The organism is Streptomyces sp. NBC_00443 (genome assembly GCF_036014175.1).
Taxonomy (GTDB): Bacteria; Actinomycetota; Actinomycetes; order Streptomycetales; family Streptomycetaceae; genus Streptomyces.
This window is the reverse complement of the sequence record NZ_CP107917.1, coordinates 4,693,979-4,720,292: the sequence shown is the minus strand read 5'-3', so window position 1 is coordinate 4,720,292 and position 26,314 is coordinate 4,693,979. Positions and strand designations below refer to the sequence as shown.

Below are 26,314 nucleotides of genomic sequence, written 5' to 3'. Positions count from 1 at the left end.
GTGACGGTAGGCGGGACGGGGCAGGGCAGGGAGGGTGGCGTGGGGGCAGGCAAGCTGTGGGGCGGTGGCAGGCAAGCTGTGGGGCGGTGGCCGTGCGTCGGCGTCGGCTGCGCGTCGGCGTCAGCCTCGCTTCGGTGTCGGCGTCGGTCCTACCGGACCAGCACCAGCTCAGGGTCCTCGCGCAGCTTCCCGAGGGCTCTCGACACCGCCGACTTGACCGTGCCTACGGAGACGCCGAGCACCTCGGCCGTCTGGACCTCGCTGAGGTCCTCGTAATACCGCAGGACGACCATTGCCCGCTGCCGCGCCGGGAGCCGCATGATCGCGCGCCACATGGCGTCGTGCAGCGCCTGCTGCTCCGCCGGGTCGTCTCCGTGCCCGGAGGTGGGCTCCGGCTCGGGCAGCTCGTCGCAGGCGAACTCGTCGACCTTGCGCTTGCGCCACTGCGATGTCCGCGTGTTCAGCAGCGCCCTGCGCACATAGCCGTCGAGCGCGCGATGGTCCTCGATGCGCTCCCAGGCCACGTACGTCTTGGTGAGCGCGGTCTGCAGCAGGTCCTCCGCGTCGCACGGGTTCGCGGTCAGCGACCGGGCGGTACGCAGCAGCACCGGCTGGCGGGCCCGTACGTACGACGTGAAGGAGGGATACGTCGCGTTCGGAAAGGCCCGCGTCGCGGCGTCGGAAGCGCTGGTGCAGACGGGTGTGGTCATGACTCCACGCTATGAGCGACCCCTACTTCAGCGGATCGGCCGCAGGTGCCGAAGCAACGTCCGCCTCAGGTTGTAGGGGTGGGGCTGACTCCACCTCCTGAAGGTGGACGAGCGACGGACGCATACTGCGGGATTACCCCTGAGGGTCACCGTCGGCAGCAAGGCCGGGATCAGCCGTCGGCGGCCAGGACCAGCCCCGATGTCGGCACCCCTGTCCCCGCCGTCACCAGCACCCGCTCCGCTCCGGGTATCTGGTTCACCGCCCTGCCCTGCACCTGCCTCACCCCCTCCGCGATTCCGTTCATCCCGTGCAGATACGCCTCCCCGAGCTGCCCCCCGTGTGTGTTGAGCGGCAGCCTCTCCTCGGCTACGAAGTCCGTGGCCTCCCCCTTTCCGCAGAACCCGAACTCCTCCAGCTGCATCAGGACGAAAGGAGTGAAGTGGTCGTACAGAATCCCCACGTCGATCTCCCCCGGCCCCAGCCCCGCCGTCCGCCACAGCTGCCGCGCCACCACGCCCATCTCCGGCAGGCCGGTGAGGTCGTCCCGGTAGAAGCTCGTCATCTGCTCCTGCCCGCGTCCGGCGCCCTGGGCCGCCGCCGCTATGACGGCCGGCGGGTGGGGCAGGTCACGGGCACGGTCGACGGACGTGACGACGATCGCCTGACCGCCATCCGTCTCCTGGCAGCAGTCCAGCAGCCGCAGCGGCTCGACGATCCAGCGCGAGGCCGCGTGGTCGGCGAGGGTGATGGGTCTGCCGTGGAAGTACGCAGCCGGGTTGGTCGCGGCGTACCTGCGGTCCATGACCGCCACATGTCCGAACGCCTCCGGCGTCAGCCCGTAGGTGTGCAGATACCGCTGCGCCGCCATCGCCACCCAGGAGGCGGGGGTGAGCAGCCCGAACGGCAACGACCAGCCGAGCGCCACGCCCTCCGCGGACGGCTCCCGGTGCTGCACCCCCGACCCGAAGCGTCGCCCCGACCGCTCGTTGAAGGCCCGGTAGCAGACCACCACCTCCGCAACCCCCGTCGCCACGGCGAGCGCCGCCTGCTGGACGGTCGCACAGGCCGCGCCGCCGCCGTAGTGGACGCGGGAGAAGAAGGACAGCTCACCCATCCCGCACGCCTGGGCGACGGTGATCTCCGGGCTGGTGTCCATCGTGAACGTCACCATCCCGTCCACGTCCCCCGGCGTCAGCCCCGCGTCGTCCAGCGCGGCCCGCACCGCTTCCACCGCCAACCGCAGCTCGCTGCGCCCCGAGTCCTTGGAGAACTCGGTGGCCCCGACGCCGACGATCGCCGCCCGCCCGGCGAGGGCGTCCCGCGCCCGCACGCTCATGCCGGGCCCTCCGGCACGGTCACCGTCACCGTCCCGGTCACGTGCTTGCCTATGCCGTTCGCGCCGGTCACCCGAACCGTGGCCGTGCTGCCGTCGAGTTCCTCGACCTTGCCCGTCAACACCATCGTGTCTCCCGGGTAGTTGGGCGCCCCGAGCCGTATGGCCACCTTGCGCAGGACGGCTGTCGGTCCGAAGTGGTCGGTGATGTAGCGGCCGACCAGGCCGTTCGTCGTCAGGATGTTCATGAAGATGTCGGGGGAGCCCTTCTGGCGGGCCAGCTCCGCGTCGTGGTGCACGTCCTGGTAGTCGCGTGAGGCGATGGCGCCGGCGACGATCAGCGTGCGGGTGATAGGGACCTCCAGCGGAGGCAGTTCGTGACCGGCCTTCATGTGCCTCCCCCGCACTCCCTCACCGCACGTCCTATGCCTCCCCGTCTCTCCCTCACCGCCGGTCATGTGTCCGCCTCCCCACCTCTCCCTCACCGCCCGTCATGTGTCCGCCTCCTGCATCTCCTCGGCCTCCCGAAAACGCCAGACCGGCAGCACCAACTCCTCCTCGAACTCCTGGAACTCCAGCCGCACCGGCAGCCCGATCCGCACCTTGTCGTACGGCACCCCCAGCACGTTGCCGATCACCCGCACCCCCTCGGCCAGTTCGATCAGGCCGACCGCGTACGGAGGGTCGAAGGCGGGGAACGGCGGGTGGTGCATCACGACGTACGAATAGACCGTCCCCTCGCCACTCGCCTCAACCGTGTCCCAGTCCAGCCCGCCGCAGGCGTTGCAGCCGGGCAGCCAGGGGTGGCGCAGGGTGCCGCAGCCGGTGCAGCGCTGGATGAGCAGTCTGTGCTGCTCCACGCCCTCCCAGAAGCCGGCGTTGTCGCGGTTGACGACAGGGCGGGGGCGTGACGGCTTCTGCCCCCGGTCCGGCTGTGCCGACTTCCGCCCTGCCCGGCGTATGGGCGCGTACTTGAGGATGCGGAAGCGGTGGGTGCCGGCGAGGTCGGGGCCGACGCGGATGTCCATGCGGGTGGTGACGAAGTACCCCGTGCCGAGCTTCGTCGTCTTCTGCTCCGAGATCGACTCGATCACCGAGTCGAAGGTGATCTGGTCCCCCGGACGCAGGGGCCGGAGATACTCCTGCTCGCAGTCCGTGGCGACCACCGACGTGAAGCCCGCCTCGTCGAGCAGGCCGAGCAGGTCGTCGTACGCGTGTGTGCGTCCCGTATGGCCGACCAGACCGCTCATGGTCCACGCCTGGAGCATGGTGGGCGGTGCGATGGCGTCCGGTCCCGAGTACGCCGGGTTGGTGTCGCCCATCGCCTCGCACCAGTGCCGGATCATGGGCGCGTTCACGGGATCCCTGCCCGCACGGGCCACGGCGGCGCGCCGCCCCGCGTACGCCTTGAGCCGCGTCTCGAACTCGTCCCCCTCATTCACCTCATGGCTCACCACCGGCTCGTAGCTCACCGTCGCCCCCTCGTCCTCTTCGCCCCACTCGCCCCACGGCGCATCGCACTGACACTTCTGGTACACCGCGACCGCCGATCCGGTTCCCACCATTTCTCGGGAACGTCCAGAGGCCCCACGAAGGTTTCTGACTGTCCGTCAGATATTGCGCACTGTCAAGGCCGTGGAAAAACGCCTGCGCGGCGGTACCGAAGTACCGCCGCGCAGACGCGTTGCACCCACAGAGCACACCCCACACAGTCCGAGGAGGCCGGTGCCTGAGCACGGGGCACCGGCCCCCTCAGCTCACCACCAGAGCGGCGTGAAGTTGACGGACGTGTTGTCGTTGCCCTGGTTGACGGAGGTGAACGCGGAACCGTTGACCTGGGCCGTGTTGCTCTGGTTCGAGGCGCCGGAACCGGTCGCCTGCTGCTGGGTGGTGGACGAGTTGCCGTAGTTGTCGCCGCCGACCCCGCTGCCGATGAGGCCCTGAGCGGCGTTCGTGACAGCCGCGCTGGATCCGTCGTCCGCGAAGGCGCCGTTGTCCGCCGTCGCGACGCCGGCGAAGAGGGCGGCGGCCAGCGGGAGTGCGGAGACGGCGGCGATGACGCGGGCGGTACGGATGCTTGCCATGTTTGTTCCTCCAGAACAGGTGCGCCCAGGCTCCCCGCCGGACGCATTGGTGGTGCATGAAGTACTGCTCGTTCCAAGGCAGTTGGCCGACCACCCCGGAGTTCTGCACAACGTCGCGAGATCAGAGTTGCCCACCGAATCCCCGGCGAACCACCCCAGAAGCCCCTATTCGCCCTGAAGCGTGATGACAAGTCGATAAACCCCTTTCGCCACTTCCAACTCCCAAGACAGGGCACTACGGTCACCTCCGCCCCAAGCCCCCCAAGGGGGGAAAGGTTCCAGCGCACTTCCGGCCAATCCCTGCCGACCGGCGCGTCGCCCGGCGAGTCGCGCCCTCCCCCTCTTTCTTTTTTCGAACACGCGTACGAACATAGAGGCATGGCCACCACCGACCGGCAGGCCACGACGCTGGCCCTCGCACACGCCCTGTCAGCCGCCGAGCGCGGACTGGCCGTCATCCCCCTGTCCCGGACGAAACTCCCGGCCCTGCGCTCCCCGCACCGCGACGATCTCGACCCCGCGCCCTGCCACGGCGAGTGCGGCCGCTTCGGGCACGGGGTCTACGACGCCTCCACCGACCCCGCCCGCATCCGCGAACTCTTCGCCGCCGCCCCCTGGGCCACGGGCTACGGCATCGCCTGTGGCCTTCCCCCGCACCATCTGATCGGCATCGACCTCGACACCAAATCCGGTACGGACTCCTCCGCGGCCCTGCGCGAACTGGCGCTGCGCCACCTGTTCACCATTCCGCCCACGGTGGTCGTCCTGACCCCCAGCGGCGGCCGCCACCTCTGGCTGACCGGCCCGGCCGACGTCGTCGTCCCCAACTCGGCGGGCCGCCTCGCACCCGGCATCGACATCCGGGGTGCCGGCGGCTACCTCGTCGGCCCCGGTTCGCGCACCGACCACGGCACCTACAGCACCGCTCCCGGCACCTCCCACATCACCCCCGCGCCCTGCCCGCGCGCCCTCCTGCGCCTTCTGCTCCCCCCGCCCCGCACGCACCCCTTCACGCCCCCGTCGGCCGGCGGCCACGGCCAGGGACTCGTCCAGTTCGTGCTCGCCGCCCACGAGGGCCAGCGCAACACCCGGCTGTTCTGGGCGGCCTGCCGGGCCTACGAGGACGGCATCGGCCCCGCCCTCGTCGACCCCCTTGTCGAGGCGGCGCTCGACACCGGCCTGACCGAACGCGAAGCCCGCGCGACGATCGCGTCGGCGGCGCGGATGACGGGGCACCGGCCCTGACGGGCGCAGCCGCCCGACCGAGGCCTCGAAAAATGCACGGGAGTTCGATGCACCACCGCCCTAGAGTGCCGACCATGTCGCTGACCCGCGTCGTCCTCACGTCCGGCCGCTCGCTCGACCTCTCCGAGCTGCGGCTCTCCTCGACGTACGGCGGAATGCTGGAGGGGTACCCGTGCAGGCTGGTCAACGACATGAAGATCAAGGGCCTCTTCCACGCCGCGGAACGTGCCCACCCTTCCCTGCCGGTGCACCTCGTGCCGCCGCCGCGTGAGTATCCCGACCAGTACTCGGGCGCATTCGGCCCCGTCGAGGTGCTGCCCTCCGTGGCCTGCGTCGGCGCCTTCCACTCCACGGCCCTCGACCGCGACCACGACCCGGTCCTCCACCGCTCCGCCCTCACGATCATCTGGTTCCAGCCGACCACGGACGTACCGTACGGCTGCGATGCGGAGGACGCGCTGCGGGAGGTGGACTGGGAGGGGCTGGCGCGGGACTACGAGCTCTAGCGCTCGGCGATCTCCAGCGTGCTACGGCTTCTCACGCCGTACGGCCTCCAGCGCGCTCCGGCCTCTCGCGCCCTAACGGCTCTGAAGGCAGCGGTCTGCAGCGCTCTCGGAGCAGCCGCGGGGTGGGGAAATCTGCTTGCCCCGCGGGGGAGCTCCTGTGCCAAGGTCGGCCGATGAGCGCTTCCCGACGTGACCTGCTGCGCTGGCAGTTCGATCTGACCTGGGCGCTGTTCGAGTACCACCTCGACCGGCTCCGGCCCGAGGATTTCCTGTGGGAACCGGGGCCGTACTGCTGGACGGTGCGCCGGTCCGCCGACGGCACCTGGGTGCCGGACTGGACGGAGACCGAGCCCGACCCCGTCCCGGTGCCGACGATCGCCTGGGTCAGCTGGCACATCGGCTGGTGGTGGAGCGTGGCCACGGACCATCTGCGGGGACGCGCACCCCGGGAGAGGGCCGACGTCACGTGGCCCGGCGACGGCCCGGCAACCGTCGCCTGGCTGCGCGACCTGCGCACGGAGTGGCTGACGGCACTGGAGGGGCTCGACGACAGGGGCCTGGACGCCACGGCGCCGTTCCCGTGGCCGAACGACGCGCAGCACACAGTCACCCACATGATCGGCTGGGTGAACGCCGAGCTGATGAAGAACGCCGCGGAGATCGGGCAGTTGAGGCTGTTGCGGGCGAGCCGGACGGGCGACTGACCTGCACTTTCACAGCACATCGCCACGAGATGTCCAACTCGGCCCGCACCCCCAGAATGGTCATTACCGGGTGTTTTGTGCGCTGGATCGGATCGGAGACGCCATGACGGACCTCAAGTTTGAGCAGAAGCGCTCCCTGTCCCGCCTGGAGGCGGCTGATCAGCTCGCGGCGCTCGCGGCCGCCTTGCGGAAGGGCGGGGACGCCGAACTGGAAATCGATCCCTGGAAGTTGAGTCTGCGGATCCCCGCCGATCTTCACAGTGAGATCGAGTTCGAGGTCGAGGATGGGGAGATCGAACTCGAGATCGAGCTCAAGTGGCCGATCACATCGGCCGCCCGGTCCGCCCCGTCGCCGGCGACGGCCACTCGGGCGACGGAAGAGCGGGCCGCCACGAAGCGGACGACTACGAAACGGGCCACCGCGAAACGGGCCACTGCGAAGAGGCCCACCGCTGCCGCGAAGCGGACCGGCGCGAAGAAGTCCTGAACGGGGGAGAGCGGCGAGCAGAACAAGCACCTGTTCTCGAAGTCACGATGTGCCTAGGCTCGGCACATGACCTTGGAATGGGAACAGGTAATTGTTCACTCGGCGGATCCGGTGGCCTTGGGGCAGTGGTGGGCTTCGGCGCTCGGTTGGGTCGTGGTCCACTCCAGTGATGATGAGTTCGAGATCCGCCCGGAGCCGGATCGCCTGCCAGGGTTGGAGTTCGTCCGGCTTGATGAGCCCAAGAAGGCCAAGAGCCGACTGCACCTCGACTTCAGGCCCGATGACCAGGCCGCCGAGGTGGCCCGCTTTGAGGCTCTCGGCGCCAAGCGTGTCGACATCGGCCAAGGTGACAGGTCGTGGATTGTCATGGCAGACCCCGAAGGCAACGAGTTCTGTGTCCTCGGCCAACGGCGTCAGTGAGAACCGATGAGGGCGCGCGGGGCCGTCAACGCCTCCGCCGATAGGCCAGGACGATCCCGAACGTAGCCAGCACCGCGACCACGACAACAAACCAAGTGGGCATCGAGTCGAGCCCCTTGTAGGCGATCGGCGCGATCGTGGGCATCGGACCTCCTCGGGCGGCAGCAACCTCCGAGTGCCCGTTGCCAAGATCGAGACACTCTGCCCCGCGGACATCCCCGCGACGTGCAGGTACGCGGTGGGTGTGGGATTTGAACCCACGGCGACATCGCTGCCACGACGGTCATCAAGACCAGCCAGGGGGCGGCTAACCGTCACCTGGCGCCCCGCTGGGAACGAGGCGCCCATGCCGCCGGTGAACTCAGAGGACGAAGACGCTCTGGGCTGTTTCGGTGTGGTACGTCTCGCCCGGGTAGACCAGCCACTCGACCGGACCGGAGCAGTCCGGCCCTGAGTGGACCTCGGCGATGGCGTCGGTGTGGTTACCCACCGAGGACGGGTACCGATCGACGGCGTAACAGCCGCTCGGGTTTTCGTATGCAGCGCCGTTGATGACCAGGACGCCTTCCGCCGCGTACGCCGAGCCCGGCACCGCGACTGTCAAGGTCGCGGCTGCCGCCAGCGCCCCCAGGGCCACGGCCATGCGTCGTCGCATCATGTTGAGATCCCCTCCTGGAGCGGACCGCGCATGATGCGACCCGCTGATGTCACTCAAGGTAGGGGATCAAGTGCGATACGTATTCGGCGTGCGGAGGCAACCTCTCCATCACCGAAGTGCGCCGCCGGGCTCCAGTTGTGACCAAAGCCGGGTTTGGGTTGAGGGCGGGACGCAGTCATCTTCCAGACCCGGACGGTGCCTCAAAGCGGCGTAGGTCCTGGCCGCAGGTGAACGCAGAAGGGTGCCCCGCTACTGAGGGCACCCCTTCTGACCTGCAATGCTTCTGACCTGCGCGGTGGGTGTGGGATTTGAACCCACGGTGACATCGCTGCCACGACGGTTTTCAAGACCGTTCCCTTAGGCCGCTCGGGCAACCCACCTCGGCCCCGGCCCACCTGGGGTGGAGCGGCTACAGCCTACCGGCCGCGCGGGCTGTGCGGGGTGCGTGGTCCGGGTGGGGCCAATGGCTCCGCCGTCAGGAGTGGTTGGGCAGGCGGAGCCGGTCGGGCGCGTGCGTGGCCGTAGGTGTCAGCTGTCGCCCGTGCGGGAGCCCAGGGTCAGGTCGACCGTGCGGGACTGGCTGCCCCGTTCGTAGGTGATCGTGACCTTGTCGCCGGGCTTGTGGGTCCAGATCTCGCCGATCAAGGTCGGGCCGGAGTCGATCACCCGGTCGTCGAGCTTGGTGATGACGTCGCCGGGCTTGAGGCCGGCCTTGGCGGCCGGGCCGCCCGTCTCGACCGCGTCCGAGCCGCTGGCGCCCTGCTCGGTGATCTTGGCGCCGTCGGTGGTGTCCTCCAGGGAGACGGAGGCGCCGATCTTGGCGTAGACCGGCTTGCCGGTCTTGATCAGCTCCTGGGCGACGTACTTGGCCTGGTTGATCGGGATGGCGAAGCCGAGGCCGATGGAGCCGGACTGGCTGGTGCCGCCCAGGCCGTTGGCGGCGGACTGGATCGCGGAGTTGATGCCGATGACGTTGCCCTGCGCGTCCAGCAGCGGGCCGCCGGAGTTGCCGGGGTTGATCGAGGCGTCCGTCTGCAGGGCGCTCATGTACGAGGCGTTGCTGCCGGTGCCGTCGCTGGAGGCCACCGGGCGGTTCTTGGCGCTGATGATGCCGGTGGTGACCGTGTTGGACAGGCCGAAGGGGGCGCCGATCGCGATCGTCGAGTCACCGACGGCCACCTTGTCGGAGTCGCCCAGCGTGAGCGGCTTGAGGTCCGACGGGGCGTTCTTGAGCTTGATGACCGCGACGTCGTAGCCCTGCGCGTTGCCCACGACCTCCGCGTCGTACTTCTTGCCGTTCGCGAAGGTCGCCGTGAGCTTGCCGCCGTCGACCGCGTCGGCCACCACGTGGTTGTTGGTGACGATGTGGCCCTCGGTGTCGAAGACGAAGCCGGTGCCGGTGCCGCCCTCGCCGCCGCTGCTCTCCGCCTGGATGGTGACGGTGCTCGGCAGCGCACTGGCGGTCACACCCGCGACGGTGCCCGGGTCGCGCTTGACGGAGCCGCCGCTGTCGGGGGCGGAGACGGTTGTCGAGGAGGTGTTCTCGTTGTTCTTGGCCAGGGTGTAACCGAGACCGCCGCCCAGGCCGCCCGCGACCAGCGCGGCGATGAGGACTCCGGCGAGCAGTCCGCCCCGCCCGCGGCCGGACTTCGGCTCCGGCTGCTGGTAGGTCGCACCCCAGCCGGAGCCCGCACCGAAACCACCGGCACCGAAGCCACCCGCGCCGAAGCCGCCCGCACCGGCACCACCCGTGGCGGCACCGCTGTCGGCGTACGGCGGTGTGCCGGGCGGCGGCGGGGGCGGCCAGGACGCGTCGGGCGCCGAGCTCTGCGGAGCAGGAGCAGGGGCAGAGGCAGGAGATGGGGAAGAGTCAGGGGCCGGGGCCGGCTGCTGAGCTCCGTTCGATACGGCCTCGGCGGCAGGCGGCTGAGAGCCGTCGGAGGCCGCGTGGGCGTAAGGCTCGGTGCCGGTCGAGCCCGCCGGGGCATCACCAGGCACCGGCGGGATGGGAGCGGTCGGGGCGTCACCGCCCTCGGGAGCCGGGCCCTCCTGGGACGCCGGAGCAGCAGGAGCATCCACCGGCACGGGGGGTGCGGACGGGGCCGGGGGTACCGCGGCGCCCTCGTTCTCGGTGCTCACAGCTTCTCTCCTCGATCCACGGCTGTTGATATCGGTCGCACTCGGTCACGCCCGTTCACGCTGGCCAGTAATTGTCGGCTGTCGGTGCGCTTCAGCTCTGCATGGCTACGGCTTTTTGTATGCCGTCAGCTTTTCCCACGGGCCGTCAGAGCACCATAAGCGGTCGCTGTGGGTCCACGGCCATTCTTTATATAGGTCATGTGAGACTAAACAGGAACAATTCGAGCCTCTTTACGACTCCTCCGGTCCCACGCCTACCCCCGCTCGGTGACACCATGACGCGGTGACCCACGCACGGCAGCAGCAGATCCGAGTCGTCGCCCATCGCGGAGCCTCCGAAGACGCCCCCGAGCACACCCTGGCCGCGTACAAGAAGGCCATCGAGGACGGTGCGGACGCCCTTGAGTGCGACGTACGCCTCACCGCCGACGGCCACCTCGTGTGCGTCCACGACCGTCGCGTCAACCGTACGTCCAACGGCCGCGGCGCGGTCTCGGCGCTGGAACTCGCCGAGCTCGCCGCCCTGGACTTCGGCTCCCGCAAGAACCGCGACTCGTGGAAGAACCGCACCGAGGAGCCGGACTGGGAGTTCCGGCCGGAGGACCCCGAGGACACCTCCGTACTCACTCTGGAACGGCTGCTGGAGCTCGTCGCCGACGCGGGGCGGCAGGTGGAGCTGGCGATCGAGACCAAGCATCCGACCAGGTGGGCCGGGCAGGTCGAGGAACGGCTGCTGCTTCTGCTGAAGCGGTTCGGGCTCGACGCGCCCGCTTCGGCCGCCGAGTCCCCGGTGCGTGTCATGAGCTTCTCCGCACGTTCGCTGCATCGCGTGCGTGCCGCCTCGCCCGTGCTGCCCACGGTCTATCTGATGCAGTTCGTCTCACCGAGGCTGCGGGACGGACGCCTGCCCGCCGGCGTCCACATCGCGGGACCCTCGATCCGGATCGTGCGCAGCCACCCTGGCTACGTGGAGCGCCTCAAGCGTGCCGGCCACCAAGTGCACGTCTGGACCGTGAACGAGCCACAGGATGTCGATCTCTGTGTCGAGCTCGGCATCGACGCCATCATCACCAACCGCCCGCGCGCGGTGCTGCACCAGCTCGGCCGCTGAAACAGGGGGATGGGGGATACACGGGGATAGGGGGTAGCGGGGGAAACCCCTAAAACCCCTTCAATCATTGCGCAACCTCTTGACCCCCGAGCCCCTCCAGCCCCATCCTCCACTCTCGGCCACACCTACGAATTCCAGCCATCCCGATTACAGGGAGTGCTCCGGCGCGTTCGGTCCGTATTCGATCGTTCTGAATGCGTCCCCGGACCTTGGTTGGCCGGTTTCCGGTACAGGCCAATGGGGCATCCACACCGTGGCGTGGGGCAAAGGAGGTCTCGGGGGTGGCGTTGGTGGTGGCACAGGAGGTGCCCACGTCGTCGAGCATGGCCGTTCCTCATGGCCCTGCGGGCGTGGGGAAAGCGCGGCACCGTATGCGCTCTCAGTTGCGCAGGGGTGGCGTGGCGGAATCGGTCATCGACGATGCCGTACTGATTCTTTCCGAACTCTTGAGCAACGCGTGCAAACACGGCCGACCGCTGGGTGACGCGTTGTCCGGGGACGGGGACGTCCGGGCCGCATGGCGCGTGGAGACGGGCGGCAGGCTCACGCTGGAGGTGACGGACGGCGGCGGACCCACTCGCCCTGCTCCGGCCACGCCCTCGGTCACCGCGCACGGCGGCCGCGGGCTCAACATCATCACCGCCCTGGCCGACGACTGGGGCGTACGGGACGACGCCCGCGGTGAGGTCACGGTCTGGGTCGTGGTCCACGACGACGTTCATGATCCGGATGCCGGGCACCGCCGCGACGATTTCGCTACGCGCGTCGCAGCGCCGGCCTTGGGCGGGATATCCCGCCTCGACTTCGCGGACGCGTTCGACGATCTGGACTGAAGGCACGGGGCTGAAGCAACCTCACGCGGCTGAAGCAACCGCACGGGACGGAAGCAGCCGCACGGGGGCTGACGGAACGGCACAGCACTGAAGCAACTGCCCAGTGCTGAAGGAACCGAGGGAAACAGAGCCGGACACGTCGGTTTCGACCGACGCTCCGCCTCCGCCGCGAAGCGCCCCCGCTCCCGGCACGACCCGTGGGTTGTCCACAGCCTCCCGTCGACCATGGCGTGAACGGCTAGGCTCGCGCCCGTACGAGACGAGCCGTAACCGGGAGACACCCACGATGGCCAAGAAGCGACCCCAGACCAAGGCAAAGCGCCCGCAGATCATCGACGGCGAGGTCCCGGTCGTCGGCGCACGCGAGCCCTGCCCCTGCGGCAGCGGCCGCCGCTACAAGGCCTGTCATGGCCGGACGGCCGCGCATGCGGTGACCGAGCTGGTGCAGCGCCCGTTCGACGGGCTGCCGGGCGAGTGCGACTGGGTGGCCCTGCGCGAGCTGGTGCCCGCCGCCACCGTCGAACTGCCCCTGAAGGGCGGCCTCCCCGAAGGCGTCCCGTCCGTCACGCTGGCCACGGTGCTGCCGATGGCCTGGCCGGCCCTGCGCCGCGACGACGGCTCGGTCCTGCTCGGCCTGCAGAACGACACGGCGTCGGGCGACATCAGCCGCGACCTCGCCGACACCCTCCAGCAGGCGCTCACCGCGCAGCCCGGCACCCCCGTCCAGGGCCGCCGCGCCCCGGCCGACGGTCCGCGGCTGCAGGATCTGCTCGACCCCGAGGGCGCCTTCGAGCCAGTTGTCCACTCCGGCTTCGAGTTCTGGGTCCCGGACGCGGAGAACGCCACTCCGGAAGTGGCCGCCTCCTTGGAGCGGGCCAACGCCGCGGCCATCCCCACCGTCAAGCTCACCGGCGTGGACGCCGCCTACTGGTGCGAGACGCCGGACAAGAACCACCTGCGCTGGGTCATGCCGCACCCCGAGGAGCAGCTTCTGGACGCTCTCTCGCGGCTGCACGCGGCAGGGAAGTCGAACCTCGGCGAAGGCACCCGTCTCGTGGGCTCCTTCCGCGCGCACGGCCTCACCGTGCCGGTCTGGGACCTGCCGAGCGGTGTCGGCGCGGAGGACGTGGAGAAGCCGGCGGCCGAGTTCGCCGAGCGACTCGCCGCGGCCCTGGCCACGGACGCCCCGCTCACCGCGGACGAGCGTCGCGCGCGGGGCGGCCTGACCAACCGGCAGGTCACGCTCAGCTGACGGGCGGCTCGCGGATCGGGTGCGGCTGAACGACCGTTCAGCCGCACGGCCCCCCTCGGGAGGGGTGAATCCGATCACAACTCCCATGCGGAGCAAGGGAATCCGTGACTGGAAAGCCCGGATCGAATTTGCGAACCGCCGATCTCTTGTTACCGTTCCACTAGCCCGGTTGCTGGTGCATCCCCCGTCGCCAGCAACCGGGTCTTTCCATGTGCGCAGACCTTTACGGAATGACGTCACATGTCAACGGCCCGTACCCGCCCCGGAATTGCCCGGTGCGGAGTTGCTCGCGGAACGCAGCAACAGAGCCCCGCGCCCGGCCCGCTCGGCGAACTCCGTGACGGCCGTGTAGGCGCCCGCACCTCCCCGCGTGCGCTCCTTGGGCGTCTCGCAGGTCCCCGGCTCGTCCTCGGCGCCCACGACGCAGCGCATCTGCAGCGTGCGTCCACCGGGCCCCATGAGGCTCAGCACGGAGTCCAGCGCGCCGCCGGTCGCATTGCGGAAGTAGGTGCGCGCCCAGGTGTCCTCGCCCTGCGTGAGGACACAGGTCTGCGCCTCGATGCCCTCGGGCGAGGTGAGTTCGGGGCCGCAGCGCACGGCGGTGGCAAGGCCCAGGTCGAGCAGCAGCGGGGAGCCGCTGTCAGCGGCCGACGGCGCCTTGGCGTCGCCGCGAGGTGACGGACGTACGGTGCCCTCCTTCGGGGCGGGCGGGGAGGACCGTACGGCATCACGCGCGGGCGTCCCCACGGCGGCCCGGCCCGCTTCGACGACCTGGCCGGCGGCCGCCCAGGCCAGCGGCAGGGCGACCGCGGCCGCCGCGACGGACGCGAGGGCGATCAGACGGATTCTTCTGTGCTTCGGCCCGCGGCGATGCGATGACGGTGCCCGGTTTCCCCTGGAATGACGCGACATATAGCGGAACATAACGACCGCGCACGTGTGCACCGTTCCGCGCGCGCCGGAGAGCCCTACAACTCGGGCGCGCTCACACCCGTACGAGTGAGGGCCTCGACCGTGGCATCCACCACGGCCTCCACATCGGGGACCCACGGGGAGGCCGAGCCGGGAAGCGGGGCTCGCTGCCAGCTGATGGAGCCCTGGCCCGTCTCGGACGGGGGCAGGGCGATATAGCCGCCCTCGCCGTGGAAGCGCAGGGAGCCGGGGACGAAGTCCTTGGCGTACAGCAGTTCGCCCAGCTGTTCCATGGAGTACGGCTTCACCAGGATCGCCCAGCGGGCGGGCGAGGCGACGACGGGGCCGAGGCGCATGCCCATGCGGTCGAGTGCGGTGAGTGCGTGAGCGGCCGGCAGGGCGGGCAGGCTGACCGCGCAGGGAGCCTGGCCGCCGGTGGCGAGGATGATCGGCGCCGTCGGCCGGTTGGTCCACCACCAGCGCAGCATGCGCTCGTCGGTGGTGGCCGCGAGGAGGCCGGGGTCGAAGGGGTGCGCGCCGGGCACCGTGCAGTCCGGGTCGGGGCAGCCGCAGCGGGAGTGTCCCTGCAGGTGCGTCGCCACGCCCGGGAGTACGGGCCAGCGCCATTGCGTCGCGAAGGTCAGGGCCGCGCTGATCTGCTCAGACTTCCCGTCACCGCGCAGGAGCCTGCGTCGCTTTCCGAGGATCTCGCGCATGAGCGCTCGTTCCTTTCCGTTGCACCGCTGGCAACACCGTGGGCTTCATCACACCATGTGTCGATCACTTCACTGTGCGTACCTGTTGGCGCATCACACCCCTGCAATGAGCAAGGGGAACCCCTATGGGCCGAGCGTTGGCTGCGTCCACGGCAGCCTCGTCCACACTGCGTCTACCAAAAGCATGGGCGTGGCGTGGGGGTGGCGAAGTCTGGCGTTTTGCCGTCGCGCGTATTTCTCTTCGCCTCCGCCACGGGAGGATGGGGCACGATCGTCAGTGGCTAAGACGCCCGGGTCCGTCACCAGGTTCCGGGCGGTTGTCCACCACCCCTGGCCTTCACCGAGTACGTACCCATCACGACCGCTGTGACGCTCCGTGGAACGAAACCAGTCGACCGCAATACCCCGTTCCCTGAGGCAGTTTTAAGCCAACTTTGCCTTTACGCAAGAGGTCTACCAGGAGTGCTCGGGTGACCCACGGACACCAGGAATCCCGGCAGGACAATGCTGGACATCCCCTTACGAGTGCGTGTACATGTGGAGACACTGCTAGCGGCGCAGAATGACATGGGGGTTTGCGATGCTTTTGAGCAATACGCACCGGTCGGAAAGCCGGACACCATGAACGCCCCTCACCCTTCGAAAGTGGCCGGAATCGATTCCACGGTTCCCTCGCCCGCACACACTGTCGCGCCCGCGCCCGGAGCCTCGGGAACCCCAGCGGTTCCCCCACCGAACCCGCCGGGCGCACTGCTTCAGGACCGTCTCGCCGGCTGGGTCTCGGACCTCACGACGCTCCATGAACTCACCGAACGTCTGGCACGCACGGACGCACTCGACGACGCACTCCAGGAACTGCTGCGCGCCGGATCCGCCCTCGTGGGCGCCCGGCGCGGTCTTGTCGTCCTGGAACCCGCCGACGGCCTCGGCCCGGACACGACCATCGGGCTGGGCCTCGCGCGCGCCGACCTCGGACACATCGAGACCGTGCCGCGCAGCTCCCTTTCGTACGGCAGGATCCTCGACGGACTTCCCGGCGGCGACGGCGAGATCGCCGAGCCCGACCTGTTCGCCGAGAACAAGCTCGACCCCCGCCACCGCGAGGTGGCCGCCCGCCTCGGCTACGCCGCCAGCTACGCCCTCCCCCTGTCCACCGACGCCGCCGGCCGCCTCGGTGCCGCCGTATGGCTGTACGACGAGCCCGCCGAACCGGTCGAGCGCCAGCGCCACCTCGTCGGCCTGTACGTCCGCTACGCCACCGAACACCTGGCCCGGCTCCTCGAGGTCGAGCGCACGCGCACGGCCATGAGGACGATCTCCGAGGAACTGCTTCCCTCCCGGCTGCCCCGCATGGCCGGCGTCCAGCTCGCCGCGCGGCACCGCACCGGCCCGCGCGGGGGCGGCGACTGGTACGACGCGCTGCCGCTGCCGGACGCCGCGCTCGGCCTCGCGGTCGGCTCGGTGACCGGGTCCGGGCCCAGCGCGGTCGCCGCGATGGGACGGCTCAGGGCCAGCCTGCGGGCGTACGCCGTGATGGAGGGCGAGGACCCGGTCGCGGTCCTGTCCGACCTGGAGCTGCTGCTCAGACTCACCGAGCCCGCCCGCTCCGCCACCGCCCTGTTCGCCTACTGCGAGCCCTCCCTGCGCAAGATCACGCTCGCCGGTGCCGGGCACACCCCGCCGCTGCTGATCGGCGATCGGCGCACGGAGTTCGTGGAGACCTCCGTGTCCGCGCCGCTGGGCATGCTGGCCTGCTGGGAGGCGCCGAGCGTGGAGCTGGTGGCGGAAGCCGGAGAGACGGTTCTGCTGTACACCGACGGGCTGCTGCACCGCACCGGCGACCCCACCGACCGCGCCTTCGCCCGGCTGCACGCGGCGGCGGCCGGAGTGCCGAGGGCGATCCGGCACGACCCGGACGCCGTCGTCGACCACGTACTGCGGACCGTGCTGCCGAACGGCGTGGAGCTGGCGGACAGCGAGGAGGACGTGGTGCTCCTGGCGGCTCGCTTCGAGTAGTGCCCGGGCCCTTGCTTCAAGTAGCGGCCCGTGCCCTCGGTCACCTGCCCATAACAAGCGTGTGGCCTGCGCCATAGCAGCGGCGGGCAACCGGCCCTTCTCCCCTGGGCCCTCTCCTGTACGACCGTACGATGGAGGGGGTCCAGTGCCGTATCGAGGAGGATGACCGCCGTGGCAGAAGAGCTCTCGGAGACCCCGGAGACTGCCGAAGAAGAGCCCGTCAAGCAGCGCAAGAACGGCCTGTACCCGGGCGTGTCCGACGAGCTTGCCGAGAACATGAAGTCCGGCTGGGCCGACACGGAGCTGCGCGGCCTGGAGCCGATCCCGCAGGTCGCCGAGACCGCCGCGCGGCGCGCCGCGCTGTCGGCGCGATTCCCCGGCGAGCGGCTGGTGATCCCCGCGGGCAACCTGAAGACGCGGTCGAACGACACCGAGTACGCCTTCCGTGCGTCGGTCGAGTACGCGTACCTCACCGGCAACCAGACCGAGGACGGTGTGCTCGTCCTGGAGCCCGCCGCCGACGGTCACAAGGCGACGATCTATCTGCTGCCGCGCTCCGACCGCGACAACGGTGAGTTCTGGCTGTCCGGACAGGGCGAGCTGTGGGTCGGCCGCCGGCACTCGCTCACCGAGGCGGAGAAGCTGTACGGCATCCCCGCGTCCGACGTGCGCGAGCTGGCGGACGCGCTGCGTGAGGCCGCCGGCCCGGTGCGCGTCGTCCGTGGCTTCGACGCCGGCATCGAGGCCGCGCTCACCGACAAGGTCACCGCCGAGCGCGACGAGGAGCTGCGGGTCTTCCTGTCCGAGGCGCGGCTCGTCAAGGACGACTTCGAGATCGGCGAGTTGCAGAAGGCCGTCGACTCCACGGTGCGCGGCTTCGAGGACGTGGTGAAGGTCCTCGACAAGGCCGAGGCCACGTCCGAGCGCTACATCGAGGGCACGTTCTTCCTCCGCGCGCGCGTGGAGGGCAACGACGTCGGCTACGGCTCCATCTGCGCGGCCGGGCCGCACGCCTGCACGCTGCACTGGGTGCGCAACGACGGGCCCGTGCGCTCCGGTGACCTGCTGCTGCTCGACGCGGGCGTCGAGACGCACACGTACTACACCGCCGACGTCACGCGCACGCTGCCGATCAACGGGCGGTACAGCGAGATCCAGAAGAAGATCTACGACGCCGTGTACGACGCCCAGGAGGCCGGTATCGCGGCCGTGCAGCCGGGTGCGAAGTACCGGGACTTCCATGACGCGTCGCAGCGGGTGCTCGCCGAGCGGCTCGTCGAGTGGGGGCTTGTCGAGGGGCCGGTCGAGCGGGTGCTGGAGCTCGGGCTCCAGCGGCGGTGGACGCTGCACGGGACCGGGCACATGCTCGGCATGGACGTGCATGACTGTGCTGCCGCGCGCGTGGAGTCGTATGTCGACGGCACGCTGGCGGCGGGCATGGTGCTGACCGTCGAGCCGGGGCTGTACTTCCAGGCCGATGACCTGACGGTGCCGGAGGAGTACCGGGGTATCGGTGTGCGGATCGAGGACGACATCCTGGTGACGGACGACGGGAACCGGAACCTGAGCGCTGCGCTGCCTCGGCGGTCGGACGAGGTCGAGAGCTGGATGTCCTCTCTGAAGAGCTGACGTGAGATTGATGGCCGGGTACCAACGGGGTGTCCGGCCATCTTTGCGGTCTGCGGGTCGTGGGGGCTGGTCGCGTCCACGCGGCGGAGCCGCAGATCGATACAGCCCCGCGCCCTAGGGGGTCGGGATGGACCTGCATCTGGAGCTCGCCGATGCCGACAGGCGCCGGACCGGCATCGAACGTGCCCTGCGCGACGCTGTCCGGGACGGACGGCTGGCACCCGGTGCTCGGTTGCCCGCGACTCGGCGCCTCGCCGACGAACTCGGCATCTCGCGGAACACCGTCAAGGCGGCGTACGACCAGCTTGTCGCCGAGGGGTATCTCACCGCTCGGCAGGGCGCGGGTACCCAGGTCGCCGTGCTGCTTCCCGTCGGCACCGAACCGCCGGGGGCCGGCGTACGCGCGCGTGTGCCGCGTTTTGATCTTCGGCCCGGGAGTCCGGACGTGGGGACGTTTCCGGCGGCCGCCTGGCTGCGGGCGTTGCGCAGGGCCATCGCCGCGGCGCCCTCACTGGCGTATGACTACGGCGATCCGCGCGGGCGCATCGAACTGCGGAGCGCGCTGTCGGAGTACTTGGGGCGGGCGCGTGGGGTGATCGCTCCGGCGGAGCGGATCGTGATCACCTCCGGGTATGTGCAGGGGCTGGCGCTGCTCACGCGTGTGCTGGAGGGCGGCACGTTCGCGATGGAGGACCCCGGGCTGCCGTTCCATCGGGAGGTGGTGCGGCGGGGCGGTGGCACCGTGGTGCCCGTTCGGGTGGACGAACGAGGGGCGTGCGCCGAGGGGTTCGGGGACTGTGACGCCGTTGTCGTCACGCCCGCGCATCAGTATCCGACCGGCGTGACGCTGCACCCGGAGCGGCGGCGGGCGCTCACCGACTGGGCACGCGCGCGTGGGGGCCTCGTCGTCGAGGACGACTACGACGGGGAGTTCCGCTACGACCGCCGGCCCGTGGGCGCACTGCAAGGGATGGCGCCGGCCCAGGTGGTGTATCTGGGCACGGCCTCGAAGACGCTCGGGCCCGCGCTGCGGCTCGGCTGGATGGTGCTGCCGCCGCACCTCGTCGACGCCGTGGCCGACGCCAAGCTGCACAGTGACCATCACACCGAGTCCATCGGCCAGTTGGCACTCGCCGAGCTGATCGACAGCCATGCGTACGACCGTCATGTGCGCGCCTGCCGGCTGCGGTACCGGCGGCGCAGGGACCAGCTCGTGGAGCGGCTGGGGGCGCGTCGGCAGGTGCGCGGGATCGCGGCCGGGCTGCACGCGCTGGTGGAGGTCGACGACGAGGCGCGGGTGCTGGCGCGGGCCGAGGAGGCGGGGCTCGCGGTGGGGCATCTGGGGGAGCACTGGCATGCGCCGGGCGGTGGTGAAGGGCGGCCACAGGGGCTGGTCGTGGGGTACGGGACGCCTCGGGAGCGGGCTTATCCGGAGGCGTTGGAGGTGCTGGGGAGGGTGTTGGAGGGCTGCTGAGGGGGTGGGCCGAGAGGGGTGGGCTGAGAACGGTGGACTGAGCGGGGGGGCTGGCCGGCCGACGCCGATTGGGCCACTGAAACAGCTCATGATTGGTGCTACTGAGCAGCCCACTGCGTTTCTAGTGTCGTAGGCATGACGAAATCGCTCGTCCCGCCCGCCGGTCCGCAACGCGTGCTGGCCCTCGCCCAGTTGAGCAACTCGGTCGGGGACGGGGCCTACTACACGACGTCCGCTCTCTACTTCACCCAGGTCGTCGGCCTCGACCCCGCGCGTGTGGGACTGGGGCTGACCGTCGGCTGGGCGGTCGGGTCGCTGGTCGGGGTTCCGCTGGGGCGGCTCGCCGACCGGCGCGGCGCGCGCGGTACGGCCGTGCTGCTGGCCCTCGCGACGGGGCTCGCGGTGGCGTCCTTCGTGGTCGTAGGCGGGTTCGTGCCGTTCGTGCTGGCCGCGTGCGGGTACGCGGCGGCGCAGTCCGGGCTCGCGGCGGCCCGGCAGGCGCTGCTCGCGGGGCTGGTGCCGGCCGCGGAGCGAACGGGGCTGCTGGCGCATCTGCAGTCGACGCTCAACGCCGGTCTCGCGGTGGGCGCCGGGCTGGGCGGGCTGGCCCTGCACGCCGGGACACGGGCTGCGTATCTCGGGGTGTTCGCGCTGGACGCGGTGAGTTTCCTGCTGTGTGCCGGGCTGCTGATGCGGCTGCCCGCCGTGCCGCGACCGGCGCTTGTGCCGGTGCCCTTGCAGAAACGTCGCAGCACCGGCGTCCTGCGGGACCGGCCGTACGCCCTCGTCGCGTTGCTCAACACGATCCTGTTGCTGCGGCTGCCGCTCCTCAGCCTCGTGCTGCCGCTGTGGATCACTCGTAGGACCGAGGCGCCGGCCTGGCTGGTCTCCGCGTTGTTCGTGCTCAACACCGGTGCGGTGATGCTGTTTCAGGTCAGGGCGGCGCGCGGGGTCACGGGGCTGGGCACCGCCACGCGCGCGGTGCGCCGTGCGGGCTGGGTGATGCTCGCCGCGTGCGTGGTGTTCGCCCTGTCTGCGGGGGCGTCCCTGTGGGTGGCTGTCGGTGTCCTGGTGGTCGGTGCGGTGCTTCAAGTGGTCGCCGAGCTGGGGCAGTCGGCGGGGTCCTGGCAGCTGTCCTTCGACCTGGCTCCCGAGGGCCGCGTCGGCGAGTACCAGGGCCTGTTCGGGACCGGTGTCACCGTCGCCCGCACTCTCGGCCCGCTGCTGCTCACGGCCCTGCTGGTGGAGTGGGGGACACCGGGCTGGCTGCTGCTGGGCGGGGCGATGCTTGCCGCGTCGTACGCGATGGGACCGGCGGCACGGTGGGCCGCCGGTCGCCGGGCCGAGGAGGACCGCGTCAGGCAGCCCGCGCTCGTGCCGTGAGGGGCAGGGCGTCCAGGAACAGCGCCCCCGCGAGGAGCCCCGCACTCCCCCGCGGGCTCCACGCGCGTGCGTGCAGGTCGGCGTCGAACGCTGCCAGGGCCTGTACGCCCGCCTCCGTGTACGTGCCGCCCGCCTCCAGGACTCCGCGGGCGCCCGCCTGGACGTGCCGCAGCCCCATCGGGCCCGCGGTGTAGAGGAGTTCGGTGTCCTGGAGGGTGGACATCACGGTGAGCAGGGCGTCCAGGCGGGCCTGCTCCTCCGTGGCGCCGACCGCGCGGGCTGCGGCGAGCGTTTCCAACGCCCGCCGTACGTGCGGGAATCCGGCCCGCGCCTCACCCCGCGCCCCGGCGGCGCCGTACTGCGCGGACACCGAGGAGCCCCGGGAGGGTCTGCGCGGGGCGCGCTTGTCGGTGTGGGCGGCGATGCGCTTGGCGGTCGCGGCGACGTCCCGTGCTGCGGCCCGGGGGTCGAGTGCCGCCGCGGCGACCAGCAGGCCGAGTGTCCACAGGGCGCCCCGGTGGCCGCCGCCCGCGAGGTGCACCGAGTGCTCGGCGCACCTGCCGATCGCGCCGAGTTCGCTGCGGAGCCCGGGCGTCGGCTCGCCCGTGCGCCGGGCCGCAGCCGCCATCGCCGCAAGGCCCGGCGTGAGCGCCTTGGCGGACCAGCGCAGCATGCCGTGGTCCCGACGGGTGACGCGGGCGCCCAGGTCCCGCGGGTCGGGCAGGCCCGGCTTGGGAGCCAGGGCCAGTTGTCCGGTCAGCGCGGTCACGGCGGCCTGCGCCAGTGCCTCGTCCTCGCGGCTTCTCATGGCCGTACGCCTAGGCGGAGGCGGAGGCGGAGGCCGACGGGGTGCCGCTGGGCGCGTCGCCAGGGGCTCCGCTCGGGGCGCCGCTCGGGGGCGTACCGCGACCGCCGCCGCTGCCCACGCCGGTGTTCTCGGCATCCGGGTCGACGCCGATGGCGAGGGAGCCCTTGTAGCCCTTGGACGGGTCCTTCTTGTGGACGGCCTTCAGGGTCAGCAGGCCGCTGGAGGCGCCGCCGCCGTCATAGACCATGTCGTTGTCGAGGGTGGTATAGCTGCCGGAGTGCTTCGAGTACGGCTCCAGCGTGAAGATCTCCTCGGCGATCGCGTCGTCGAAGAACAGCTGACCGGTGTAGTTGACCTTGCCGCCCTCGTACGTGCCGTCCTCCTTCTGGCCGCCGGTGTGCACCTTGAGGTGGATGTGGCAGGTGCGCGGGGTGTACCAGCCCGGGAAGATCGTCTCGAACTTCACGACCCCGTTGGCGTTGGCGATCTGGTACCCGCGCAGATAGGTGTTGTCGTTCGCGGTCGAGCCGTCCTCGCTCTCGGCGGGCGCGGAACCGCCGGGGTTGGCCGTGGTGTAGCCGGAGTAGTAGCCCCAGGCGTCGCAGTGCCAGATCTCCACGGCGGCGCCCTTGACCGGGGTGCAGCCGTCGGTGGCGTCCACGACGGTGAGGCGCAGCGTCAGCGGGACGCCGCTCTTGCCCTCGGTGATGTCCTTCCGCACCAGGGCGTTGTCCAGGTAGTACGGCCCTTCGGTGACGCTCGACATCAGCGTCATGCAGGTGCCGGCGCTCTCCGAGGCGGTCGTGCCGGCCGTCGCCGCGGCGTCGGTCGCCGCCGTCGTGGCCGGGTCGGCGAAGGCCGCCTGATATCCCGCGACGGCGAGCCCGCCCGCCGCGACCGTGCCACCGGTCACCACGATCGCGCGGCGCCGGGTGATCGACTTGTCCTTGTGGTTTCCCGTCATGGCCAGGAAGTTAGGAACGCCGCCCGTCAACAGCGTGGGGTGGCACTGTGCGGGGGCTGTGAGTCCTGAGGAAGCTGAAAGCCTGCGGGTTCGCCGGGGAGGCGCCTCGGACCAGGGTGCCGGTGTTCCGGTGGGGCTGGGGTCGACCCCCTTCCCCTTTGTTCAGGTATGTCGTGAATGCGGGTGTGGGGTGACGCTCGGTCGGATACTCGTGCGCAATGGCACGGACACTGAAACGGCATGCAAGGAACGGCGAGCACGGCGCCACCGACACGAGGGCCGACACCACCGAGGCGCCTCAGGCCGGGCCGGACGAGCAGGTGGAGCAGCGGGCTCCGGACACTCCGACGGACCTGCCCAAGCGCTCCTGGGCGGCGGTGCTGAAAGGCACCTTGAAGGAGTTCAAGAAGGACGAGCTGACCGACCGGGCCGCAGCGCTCACCTACTACAGCATCCTGGCGCTCTTCCCGGCGCTGCTGGCTCTGATCTCACTGCTCGGCGTCGTCGGGCAGTCGGCGTCCCAGCAGGTGCTGGACAACATCCAGAAGCTCGCCCCGGGCGCGGCGCGAGACGTCCTGACCAGCGCGGTCCAGCAGATGCAGGGCAACGCCGGCCTCGGCTCGGTCATGGCGATCGTGGGTCTGCTGCTCGCAGTGTGGTCGGCCTCCGGCTATGTCGCCGCGTTCATCAGGTCCGCCAACGCGGTGTACGACGTCCCGGAGGGCCGCCCGGTGTGGAAGGTGCTGCCGGTCCGCGTCGGTGTGACCGTGGTGCTGATGGTCATGGCGGTGATCAGCGCGGTGATCGTCGTGTTCACCGGCGGTCTGGCCCGCCAGGTCGGCGAGACGCTGGGGGTCGGCGACACGGCGCTCACGGTGTGGGCGATCGCGAAGTGGCCGGTGCTGGTGGTCCTGGTCACGATCATGATCGCGATCCTGTACTGGGCGACACCCAACGCGAAGGTGCGCGGCTTCCGCTGGATCACGCCGGGCAGCTTCCTGGCGCTGGTGATCTGGCTGATCGCCTCGGCCGGGTTCGCGTTGTACGTGGGGAACTTCGCCTCGTACAACAAGACCTACGGCACGTTCGCCGGCGTGATCATCTTCCTGGTGTGGCTGTGGATCACGAATCTGGCCATCCTGCTGGGCCTGGAGTGCGATGCCGAGCTGGCCCGCCAGCGCGCCGTCGCGGGCGGCCACCCTGCCGACGACGAGCCGTACGTGCAGCCGCGCGACACCCGCAAGTGGGACGAGGAGGACCATCGACGGCTCCAATCCTGAACCGGTGGTCCCCTACACCGCCATCAGCGACGGGTCCTTCTTCCACTTGAGGATCTTGTCGAAGCTCACCACCGCCCCGCCCCGCCCCGGCTTGTTGCCGAACTGGACGTGGTCGGCGAGTTCCTCGATGAGGCAGAGCCCTCTGCCGTGCTCGGCGTCGGTGGTCGCCGGGCGGGGTGCGCGCAGCGGTGCGGTGAAGCCGGGGCCCGAGTCGGCGACCTCGATGTGGCACTTCTCGCCGTCCAGGTACGCCGTCACGCGGTACGCCTGTGGGGAGCCGTCGGGCATGGTGTCGCCGCCGTGTTCGACGGCGTTGGCGCAGGCCTCGCTGAGCGCGACGGAGAGGTCGTACGACACATCGGGGTCGACGCCCGCGGTCTCCATGGTGCCGATCAGCAGCCGCCGGGCGAGGGGCACGCTCGCAGCTTCGCGCCGCAGATGGAGTGACCACCAGATGCTCATGCTCCAGCCTCCTGGCTGCGGCTCGACATACCGTTACGTATTGCCACGAGTGCCCATCGGTAAGCACACCAATGACGTGATGCCGCCCATATGGTCGATGCGCCCACGCGGGAATCGGTGTATGTGGGTGCGGCCCACACCAGAAGGTGACCTTCCGGTTCTTCCGGTCGTACGGCCCCAATAGCCCTTACTGCCCCTATGCCCCGTACGTCCCCTACTGCTCGTATGTCATCTTGCGGACCTGCCGTATGGCGGCCATAAGGCCAGTGCGATGATGACCCCGCCATGACTGCCCCCCACCCGCGCACGGTGCGCTCCGGGAGTGATCTCCGGATACTGCGGGCCGCGGTGTTCGCCGCGGTCTGCGTCGTGCTGGCCGGGATCGGGCATGTGCTGGGCTCCTGCGCCACGATCCCGCTGTGGACGCTGGGCGCGGGGTTCCTCGGAGTCCTCCTGGTCACGGTGCCGTTCACCGGGCGTGAACGCCCGCTGCCCGGGATAGCCGCGCTGCTCGCGGCGGGCCAGACCGTCCTGCACACGCTCTTCGGACTGGGGCAGCACGGCGCGAATGCCGGGGCGACCGGCGGGTCCTCCGCCGGGTCCGCCTCCCTGTCGGACGCCGCACTCGTGGAGCAGGCCGCGCGGCTCGTCTGCGGGACCGCCGCGGCGGCCATCAGCCCCGCCCAGGCCCAGCGGCTCCTCACCGAGGCGCGGTTGAACCCGGCCACCGGGGCGCATGCCTCACACCCGTCGGCTGACGCCATGTCTGCCGCGACCGGCTCCTCCGCATCACTGCTGCCGTCCGTGCCCATGGTGCTCGCCCACGTTCTCGCGGCGGTCGTCGCGGGGTGGCTGCTGCGGCGCGGGGACCTGGCCCTGCTGCGGATCGCCGAGATGTCCACGGTGTCGGCGCATGTGGCCGCCGAGGGGGCTCTCGTACGCTCCCTGCGCGGAGCGCTCGCTCTGGTGCGCGCCCTGCGTGCCGGGCTCCCGGGCGCGCCCGACGCGGGCCCGCGGCTCCCGCGCGCCGAGACGCTCGGGCGGTCCGCACCCCGCACCGTCGCCCTCCAGCACACGGTGATCAGGCGCGGCCCGCCGGCCGCTGCGTTCGTCCTCGCCGCCTGACACGACGCGACCGCCACTCCACCGAGGTGGGGATGAGGGCCGCCGTCGTGCGGCACGCGCGC

General features: G+C 70.5%; 27 protein-coding genes and 1 tRNA gene. 14 read left to right on the top strand and 14 right to left on the bottom strand.

From position 1 onward, the window contains the following. Positions 1-149 precede the first annotated feature (149 nt). From OHO27_RS21300 to OHO27_RS21280, 5 genes are all read right to left on the bottom strand, one after another. Positions 150-710 carry a SigE family RNA polymerase sigma factor gene (locus OHO27_RS21300; RefSeq protein ID WP_328426274.1) on the bottom strand — a complete coding sequence of 187 codons (561 nt, stop codon included), beginning with the start codon at positions 708-710 and terminating at the stop codon, positions 150-152. A gap of 170 nt (positions 711-880) precedes the next feature. Beyond that, positions 881-2,047, bottom strand: a complete 1,167-nt coding sequence (locus OHO27_RS21295; protein ID WP_328426272.1) for a lipid-transfer protein — start codon at positions 2,045-2,047, stop codon at positions 881-883. After that, positions 2,044-2,436, bottom strand: coding sequence for a MaoC family dehydratase (locus OHO27_RS21290; RefSeq protein ID WP_328426270.1), 393 nt, complete (start codon positions 2,434-2,436; stop codon positions 2,044-2,046). Before OHO27_RS21290 ends, OHO27_RS21295 begins: the two co-directional genes overlap by 4 nt. A gap of 99 nt (positions 2,437-2,535) precedes the next feature. Next, on the bottom strand, positions 2,536-3,606 hold the full coding sequence (locus tag OHO27_RS21285; RefSeq protein ID WP_328430500.1) for a bifunctional MaoC family dehydratase N-terminal/OB-fold nucleic acid binding domain-containing protein: 1,071 nt from the start codon (positions 3,604-3,606) through the stop codon (positions 2,536-2,538). A 195-nt stretch (positions 3,607-3,801) separates the two neighbouring features. Beyond that, positions 3,802-4,128 (bottom strand): hypothetical protein, encoded by a 327-nt coding sequence (locus OHO27_RS21280; protein WP_328426268.1) that lies wholly within the window; start codon positions 4,126-4,128, stop codon positions 3,802-3,804. Positions 4,129-4,506: 378 nt separating this feature from the next. On the opposite strand from OHO27_RS21280, the gene OHO27_RS21275 reads away from it, so the two are divergent. The 5 genes from OHO27_RS21275 (at position 4,507) to OHO27_RS21255 (ending at position 7,490) form a co-directional block, all read left to right on the top strand. After that, a complete protein-coding gene (locus OHO27_RS21275; RefSeq protein ID WP_328426266.1) occupies positions 4,507-5,373 on the top strand; it encodes a bifunctional DNA primase/polymerase in 867 nt (288 codons plus the stop codon). A gap of 74 nt (positions 5,374-5,447) precedes the next feature. Next, positions 5,448-5,879 (top strand): hypothetical protein, encoded by a 432-nt coding sequence (locus tag OHO27_RS21270; RefSeq protein ID WP_328426264.1) that lies wholly within the window; start codon positions 5,448-5,450, stop codon positions 5,877-5,879. 173 nt (positions 5,880-6,052) lie between these two features. Continuing rightward, positions 6,053-6,583: a DinB family protein gene (locus OHO27_RS21265; protein ID WP_328426262.1), complete on the top strand. Its 531-nt coding sequence runs from the start codon at positions 6,053-6,055 to the stop codon at positions 6,581-6,583. Between the two features lie 103 nt (positions 6,584-6,686). Next, positions 6,687-7,070 (top strand): amphi-Trp domain-containing protein, encoded by a 384-nt coding sequence (locus OHO27_RS21260; RefSeq protein ID WP_328426260.1) that lies wholly within the window; start codon positions 6,687-6,689, stop codon positions 7,068-7,070. Between the two features lie 66 nt (positions 7,071-7,136). Continuing rightward, the gene (locus tag OHO27_RS21255) at positions 7,137-7,490 is read left to right on the top strand and encodes a VOC family protein (RefSeq protein WP_328426258.1); all 354 of its coding nucleotides are present in this window, start codon (positions 7,137-7,139) and stop codon (positions 7,488-7,490) included. A gap of 25 nt (positions 7,491-7,515) precedes the next feature. On the opposite strand, the gene OHO27_RS21250 is transcribed toward OHO27_RS21255, so the two are convergent. From OHO27_RS21250 to OHO27_RS21235, 4 genes are all read right to left on the bottom strand, one after another. After that, the gene (locus OHO27_RS21250) at positions 7,516-7,635 is read right to left on the bottom strand and encodes an LPXTG cell wall anchor domain-containing protein (protein ID WP_328426256.1); all 120 of its coding nucleotides are present in this window, start codon (positions 7,633-7,635) and stop codon (positions 7,516-7,518) included. 216 nt (positions 7,636-7,851) lie between these two features. Beyond that, complete coding sequence (locus OHO27_RS21245) at positions 7,852-8,148, bottom strand: hypothetical protein (protein WP_328426254.1); 297 nt, start codon at positions 8,146-8,148, stop codon at positions 7,852-7,854. Between the two features lie 293 nt (positions 8,149-8,441). After that, positions 8,442-8,528: transfer RNA gene (locus OHO27_RS21240), tRNA-Ser, on the bottom strand. A 148-nt stretch (positions 8,529-8,676) separates the two neighbouring features. Next, positions 8,677-10,287, bottom strand: coding sequence for a S1C family serine protease (locus tag OHO27_RS21235; protein WP_328426252.1), 1,611 nt, complete (start codon positions 10,285-10,287; stop codon positions 8,677-8,679). Positions 10,288-10,570: 283 nt separating this feature from the next. Between OHO27_RS21235 and OHO27_RS21230 the strand changes: the two genes are divergently transcribed. The 3 genes from OHO27_RS21230 (at position 10,571) to OHO27_RS21220 (ending at position 13,483) form a co-directional block, all read left to right on the top strand. Further along, positions 10,571-11,398, top strand: a complete 828-nt coding sequence (locus tag OHO27_RS21230) for a glycerophosphodiester phosphodiesterase (protein ID WP_328426250.1) — start codon at positions 10,571-10,573, stop codon at positions 11,396-11,398. A 194-nt stretch (positions 11,399-11,592) separates the two neighbouring features. Continuing rightward, positions 11,593-12,231, top strand: coding sequence for an ATP-binding protein (locus OHO27_RS21225; protein WP_328426248.1), 639 nt, complete (start codon positions 11,593-11,595; stop codon positions 12,229-12,231). A gap of 286 nt (positions 12,232-12,517) precedes the next feature. After that, entirely contained in the window at positions 12,518-13,483 is a 966-nt protein-coding gene (locus tag OHO27_RS21220) for a DUF5926 family protein (protein WP_328426246.1), read from the top strand. A gap of 243 nt (positions 13,484-13,726) precedes the next feature. Here the strand turns inward: OHO27_RS21220 and OHO27_RS21215 are convergent, their stop codons facing one another. After that, entirely contained in the window at positions 13,727-14,395 is a 669-nt protein-coding gene (locus tag OHO27_RS21215) for a hypothetical protein (protein WP_328426244.1), read from the bottom strand. Between the two features lie 56 nt (positions 14,396-14,451). After that, positions 14,452-15,111: a bifunctional DNA primase/polymerase gene (locus tag OHO27_RS21210; RefSeq protein WP_328426242.1), complete on the bottom strand. Its 660-nt coding sequence runs from the start codon at positions 15,109-15,111 to the stop codon at positions 14,452-14,454. Positions 15,112-15,615: 504 nt separating this feature from the next. Here OHO27_RS21210 and OHO27_RS21205 point away from each other — a divergent pair. The 4 genes from OHO27_RS21205 to OHO27_RS21190 all read left to right on the top strand — a co-directional run bounded on the left by OHO27_RS21205 (position 15,616) and on the right by OHO27_RS21190 (position 21,613). After that, positions 15,616-17,127 carry a PP2C family protein-serine/threonine phosphatase gene (locus OHO27_RS21205; protein ID WP_328426240.1) on the top strand — a complete coding sequence of 504 codons (1,512 nt, stop codon included), beginning with the start codon at positions 15,616-15,618 and terminating at the stop codon, positions 17,125-17,127. Between the two features lie 162 nt (positions 17,128-17,289). Then, complete coding sequence (locus OHO27_RS21200; RefSeq protein WP_328426238.1) at positions 17,290-18,756, top strand: aminopeptidase P family protein; 1,467 nt, start codon at positions 17,290-17,292, stop codon at positions 18,754-18,756. A gap of 127 nt (positions 18,757-18,883) precedes the next feature. Continuing rightward, on the top strand, positions 18,884-20,230 hold the full coding sequence (gene pdxR, locus OHO27_RS21195) for a MocR-like pyridoxine biosynthesis transcription factor PdxR (protein ID WP_328426236.1): 1,347 nt from the start codon (positions 18,884-18,886) through the stop codon (positions 20,228-20,230). A 135-nt stretch (positions 20,231-20,365) separates the two neighbouring features. Further along, entirely contained in the window at positions 20,366-21,613 is a 1,248-nt protein-coding gene (locus OHO27_RS21190; RefSeq protein WP_328426235.1) for an MFS transporter, read from the top strand. Here OHO27_RS21190 and OHO27_RS21185 read toward each other — a convergent pair. Both OHO27_RS21185 and OHO27_RS21180 read right to left on the bottom strand, forming a co-directional pair. After that, the gene (locus OHO27_RS21185; RefSeq protein ID WP_328426233.1) at positions 21,588-22,421 is read right to left on the bottom strand and encodes a triphosphoribosyl-dephospho-CoA synthase; all 834 of its coding nucleotides are present in this window, start codon (positions 22,419-22,421) and stop codon (positions 21,588-21,590) included. The two genes, OHO27_RS21190 and OHO27_RS21185, sit on opposite strands and share 26 nt — an antisense overlap. Before the next feature lie 10 nt (positions 22,422-22,431). Continuing rightward, positions 22,432-23,385 carry an intradiol ring-cleavage dioxygenase gene (locus OHO27_RS21180; protein ID WP_328426231.1) on the bottom strand — a complete coding sequence of 318 codons (954 nt, stop codon included), beginning with the start codon at positions 23,383-23,385 and terminating at the stop codon, positions 22,432-22,434. A 218-nt stretch (positions 23,386-23,603) separates the two neighbouring features. Between OHO27_RS21180 and OHO27_RS21175 the strand changes: the two genes are divergently transcribed. Beyond that, positions 23,604-24,665, top strand: coding sequence for a YihY/virulence factor BrkB family protein (locus OHO27_RS21175; RefSeq protein WP_328426229.1), 1,062 nt, complete (start codon positions 23,604-23,606; stop codon positions 24,663-24,665). Between the two features lie 12 nt (positions 24,666-24,677). On the opposite strand, the gene OHO27_RS21170 is transcribed toward OHO27_RS21175, so the two are convergent. Continuing rightward, positions 24,678-25,127, bottom strand: a complete 450-nt coding sequence (locus tag OHO27_RS21170) for an ATP-binding protein (protein WP_328426228.1) — start codon at positions 25,125-25,127, stop codon at positions 24,678-24,680. Between the two features lie 285 nt (positions 25,128-25,412). Here OHO27_RS21170 and OHO27_RS21165 point away from each other — a divergent pair, with 285 nt between their 5' ends. Further along, positions 25,413-26,252 (top strand): hypothetical protein, encoded by an 840-nt coding sequence (locus OHO27_RS21165; protein ID WP_328426227.1) that lies wholly within the window; start codon positions 25,413-25,415, stop codon positions 26,250-26,252. Positions 26,253-26,314: the final 62 nt, after the last annotated feature.

Excerpts from the sequence above, each read along its gene's own strand:
- OHO27_RS21300 (WP_328426274.1), bottom strand. The coding sequence starts at position 710 with ATGACCACACCCGTCTGCACCAGCGCTTCCGACGCCGCGACGCGGGCC.
- OHO27_RS21295 (WP_328426272.1), bottom strand. The coding sequence starts at position 2,047 with ATGAGCGTGCGGGCGCGGGACGCCCTCGCCGGGCGGGCGGCGATCGTC.
- OHO27_RS21290 (WP_328426270.1), bottom strand. The coding sequence starts at position 2,436 with ATGAAGGCCGGTCACGAACTGCCTCCGCTGGAGGTCCCTATCACCCGC.
- OHO27_RS21280 (WP_328426268.1), bottom strand. The coding sequence starts at position 4,128 with ATGGCAAGCATCCGTACCGCCCGCGTCATCGCCGCCGTCTCCGCACTC.
- OHO27_RS21275 (WP_328426266.1), top strand. The coding sequence starts at position 4,507 with ATGGCCACCACCGACCGGCAGGCCACGACGCTGGCCCTCGCACACGCC.
- OHO27_RS21270 (WP_328426264.1), top strand. The coding sequence starts at position 5,448 with ATGTCGCTGACCCGCGTCGTCCTCACGTCCGGCCGCTCGCTCGACCTC.
- OHO27_RS21265 (WP_328426262.1), top strand. The coding sequence starts at position 6,053 with ATGAGCGCTTCCCGACGTGACCTGCTGCGCTGGCAGTTCGATCTGACC.
- OHO27_RS21260 (WP_328426260.1), top strand. The coding sequence starts at position 6,687 with ATGACGGACCTCAAGTTTGAGCAGAAGCGCTCCCTGTCCCGCCTGGAG.
- OHO27_RS21255 (WP_328426258.1), top strand. The coding sequence starts at position 7,137 with ATGACCTTGGAATGGGAACAGGTAATTGTTCACTCGGCGGATCCGGTG.
- OHO27_RS21250 (WP_328426256.1), bottom strand. The coding sequence starts at position 7,635 with ATGCCCACGATCGCGCCGATCGCCTACAAGGGGCTCGACTCGATGCCC.
- OHO27_RS21245 (WP_328426254.1), bottom strand. The coding sequence starts at position 8,148 with ATGATGCGACGACGCATGGCCGTGGCCCTGGGGGCGCTGGCGGCAGCC.
- OHO27_RS21225 (WP_328426248.1), top strand. The coding sequence starts at position 11,593 with ATGCGTCCCCGGACCTTGGTTGGCCGGTTTCCGGTACAGGCCAATGGG.
- OHO27_RS21220 (WP_328426246.1), top strand. The coding sequence starts at position 12,518 with ATGGCCAAGAAGCGACCCCAGACCAAGGCAAAGCGCCCGCAGATCATC.
- OHO27_RS21215 (WP_328426244.1), bottom strand. The coding sequence starts at position 14,395 with ATGTCGCGTCATTCCAGGGGAAACCGGGCACCGTCATCGCATCGCCGC.
- OHO27_RS21210 (WP_328426242.1), bottom strand. The coding sequence starts at position 15,111 with ATGCGCGAGATCCTCGGAAAGCGACGCAGGCTCCTGCGCGGTGACGGG.
- OHO27_RS21205 (WP_328426240.1), top strand. The coding sequence starts at position 15,616 with ATGCTGGACATCCCCTTACGAGTGCGTGTACATGTGGAGACACTGCTA.
- OHO27_RS21200 (WP_328426238.1), top strand. The coding sequence starts at position 17,290 with ATGACCGCCGTGGCAGAAGAGCTCTCGGAGACCCCGGAGACTGCCGAA.
- pdxR (WP_328426236.1), top strand. The coding sequence starts at position 18,884 with ATGGACCTGCATCTGGAGCTCGCCGATGCCGACAGGCGCCGGACCGGC.
- OHO27_RS21190 (WP_328426235.1), top strand. The coding sequence starts at position 20,366 with ATGACGAAATCGCTCGTCCCGCCCGCCGGTCCGCAACGCGTGCTGGCC.
- OHO27_RS21185 (WP_328426233.1), bottom strand. The coding sequence starts at position 22,421 with ATGAGAAGCCGCGAGGACGAGGCACTGGCGCAGGCCGCCGTGACCGCG.
- OHO27_RS21180 (WP_328426231.1), bottom strand. The coding sequence starts at position 23,385 with ATGACGGGAAACCACAAGGACAAGTCGATCACCCGGCGCCGCGCGATC.
- OHO27_RS21175 (WP_328426229.1), top strand. The coding sequence starts at position 23,604 with ATGGCACGGACACTGAAACGGCATGCAAGGAACGGCGAGCACGGCGCC.
- OHO27_RS21170 (WP_328426228.1), bottom strand. The coding sequence starts at position 25,127 with ATGAGCATCTGGTGGTCACTCCATCTGCGGCGCGAAGCTGCGAGCGTG.
- OHO27_RS21165 (WP_328426227.1), top strand. The coding sequence starts at position 25,413 with ATGACTGCCCCCCACCCGCGCACGGTGCGCTCCGGGAGTGATCTCCGG.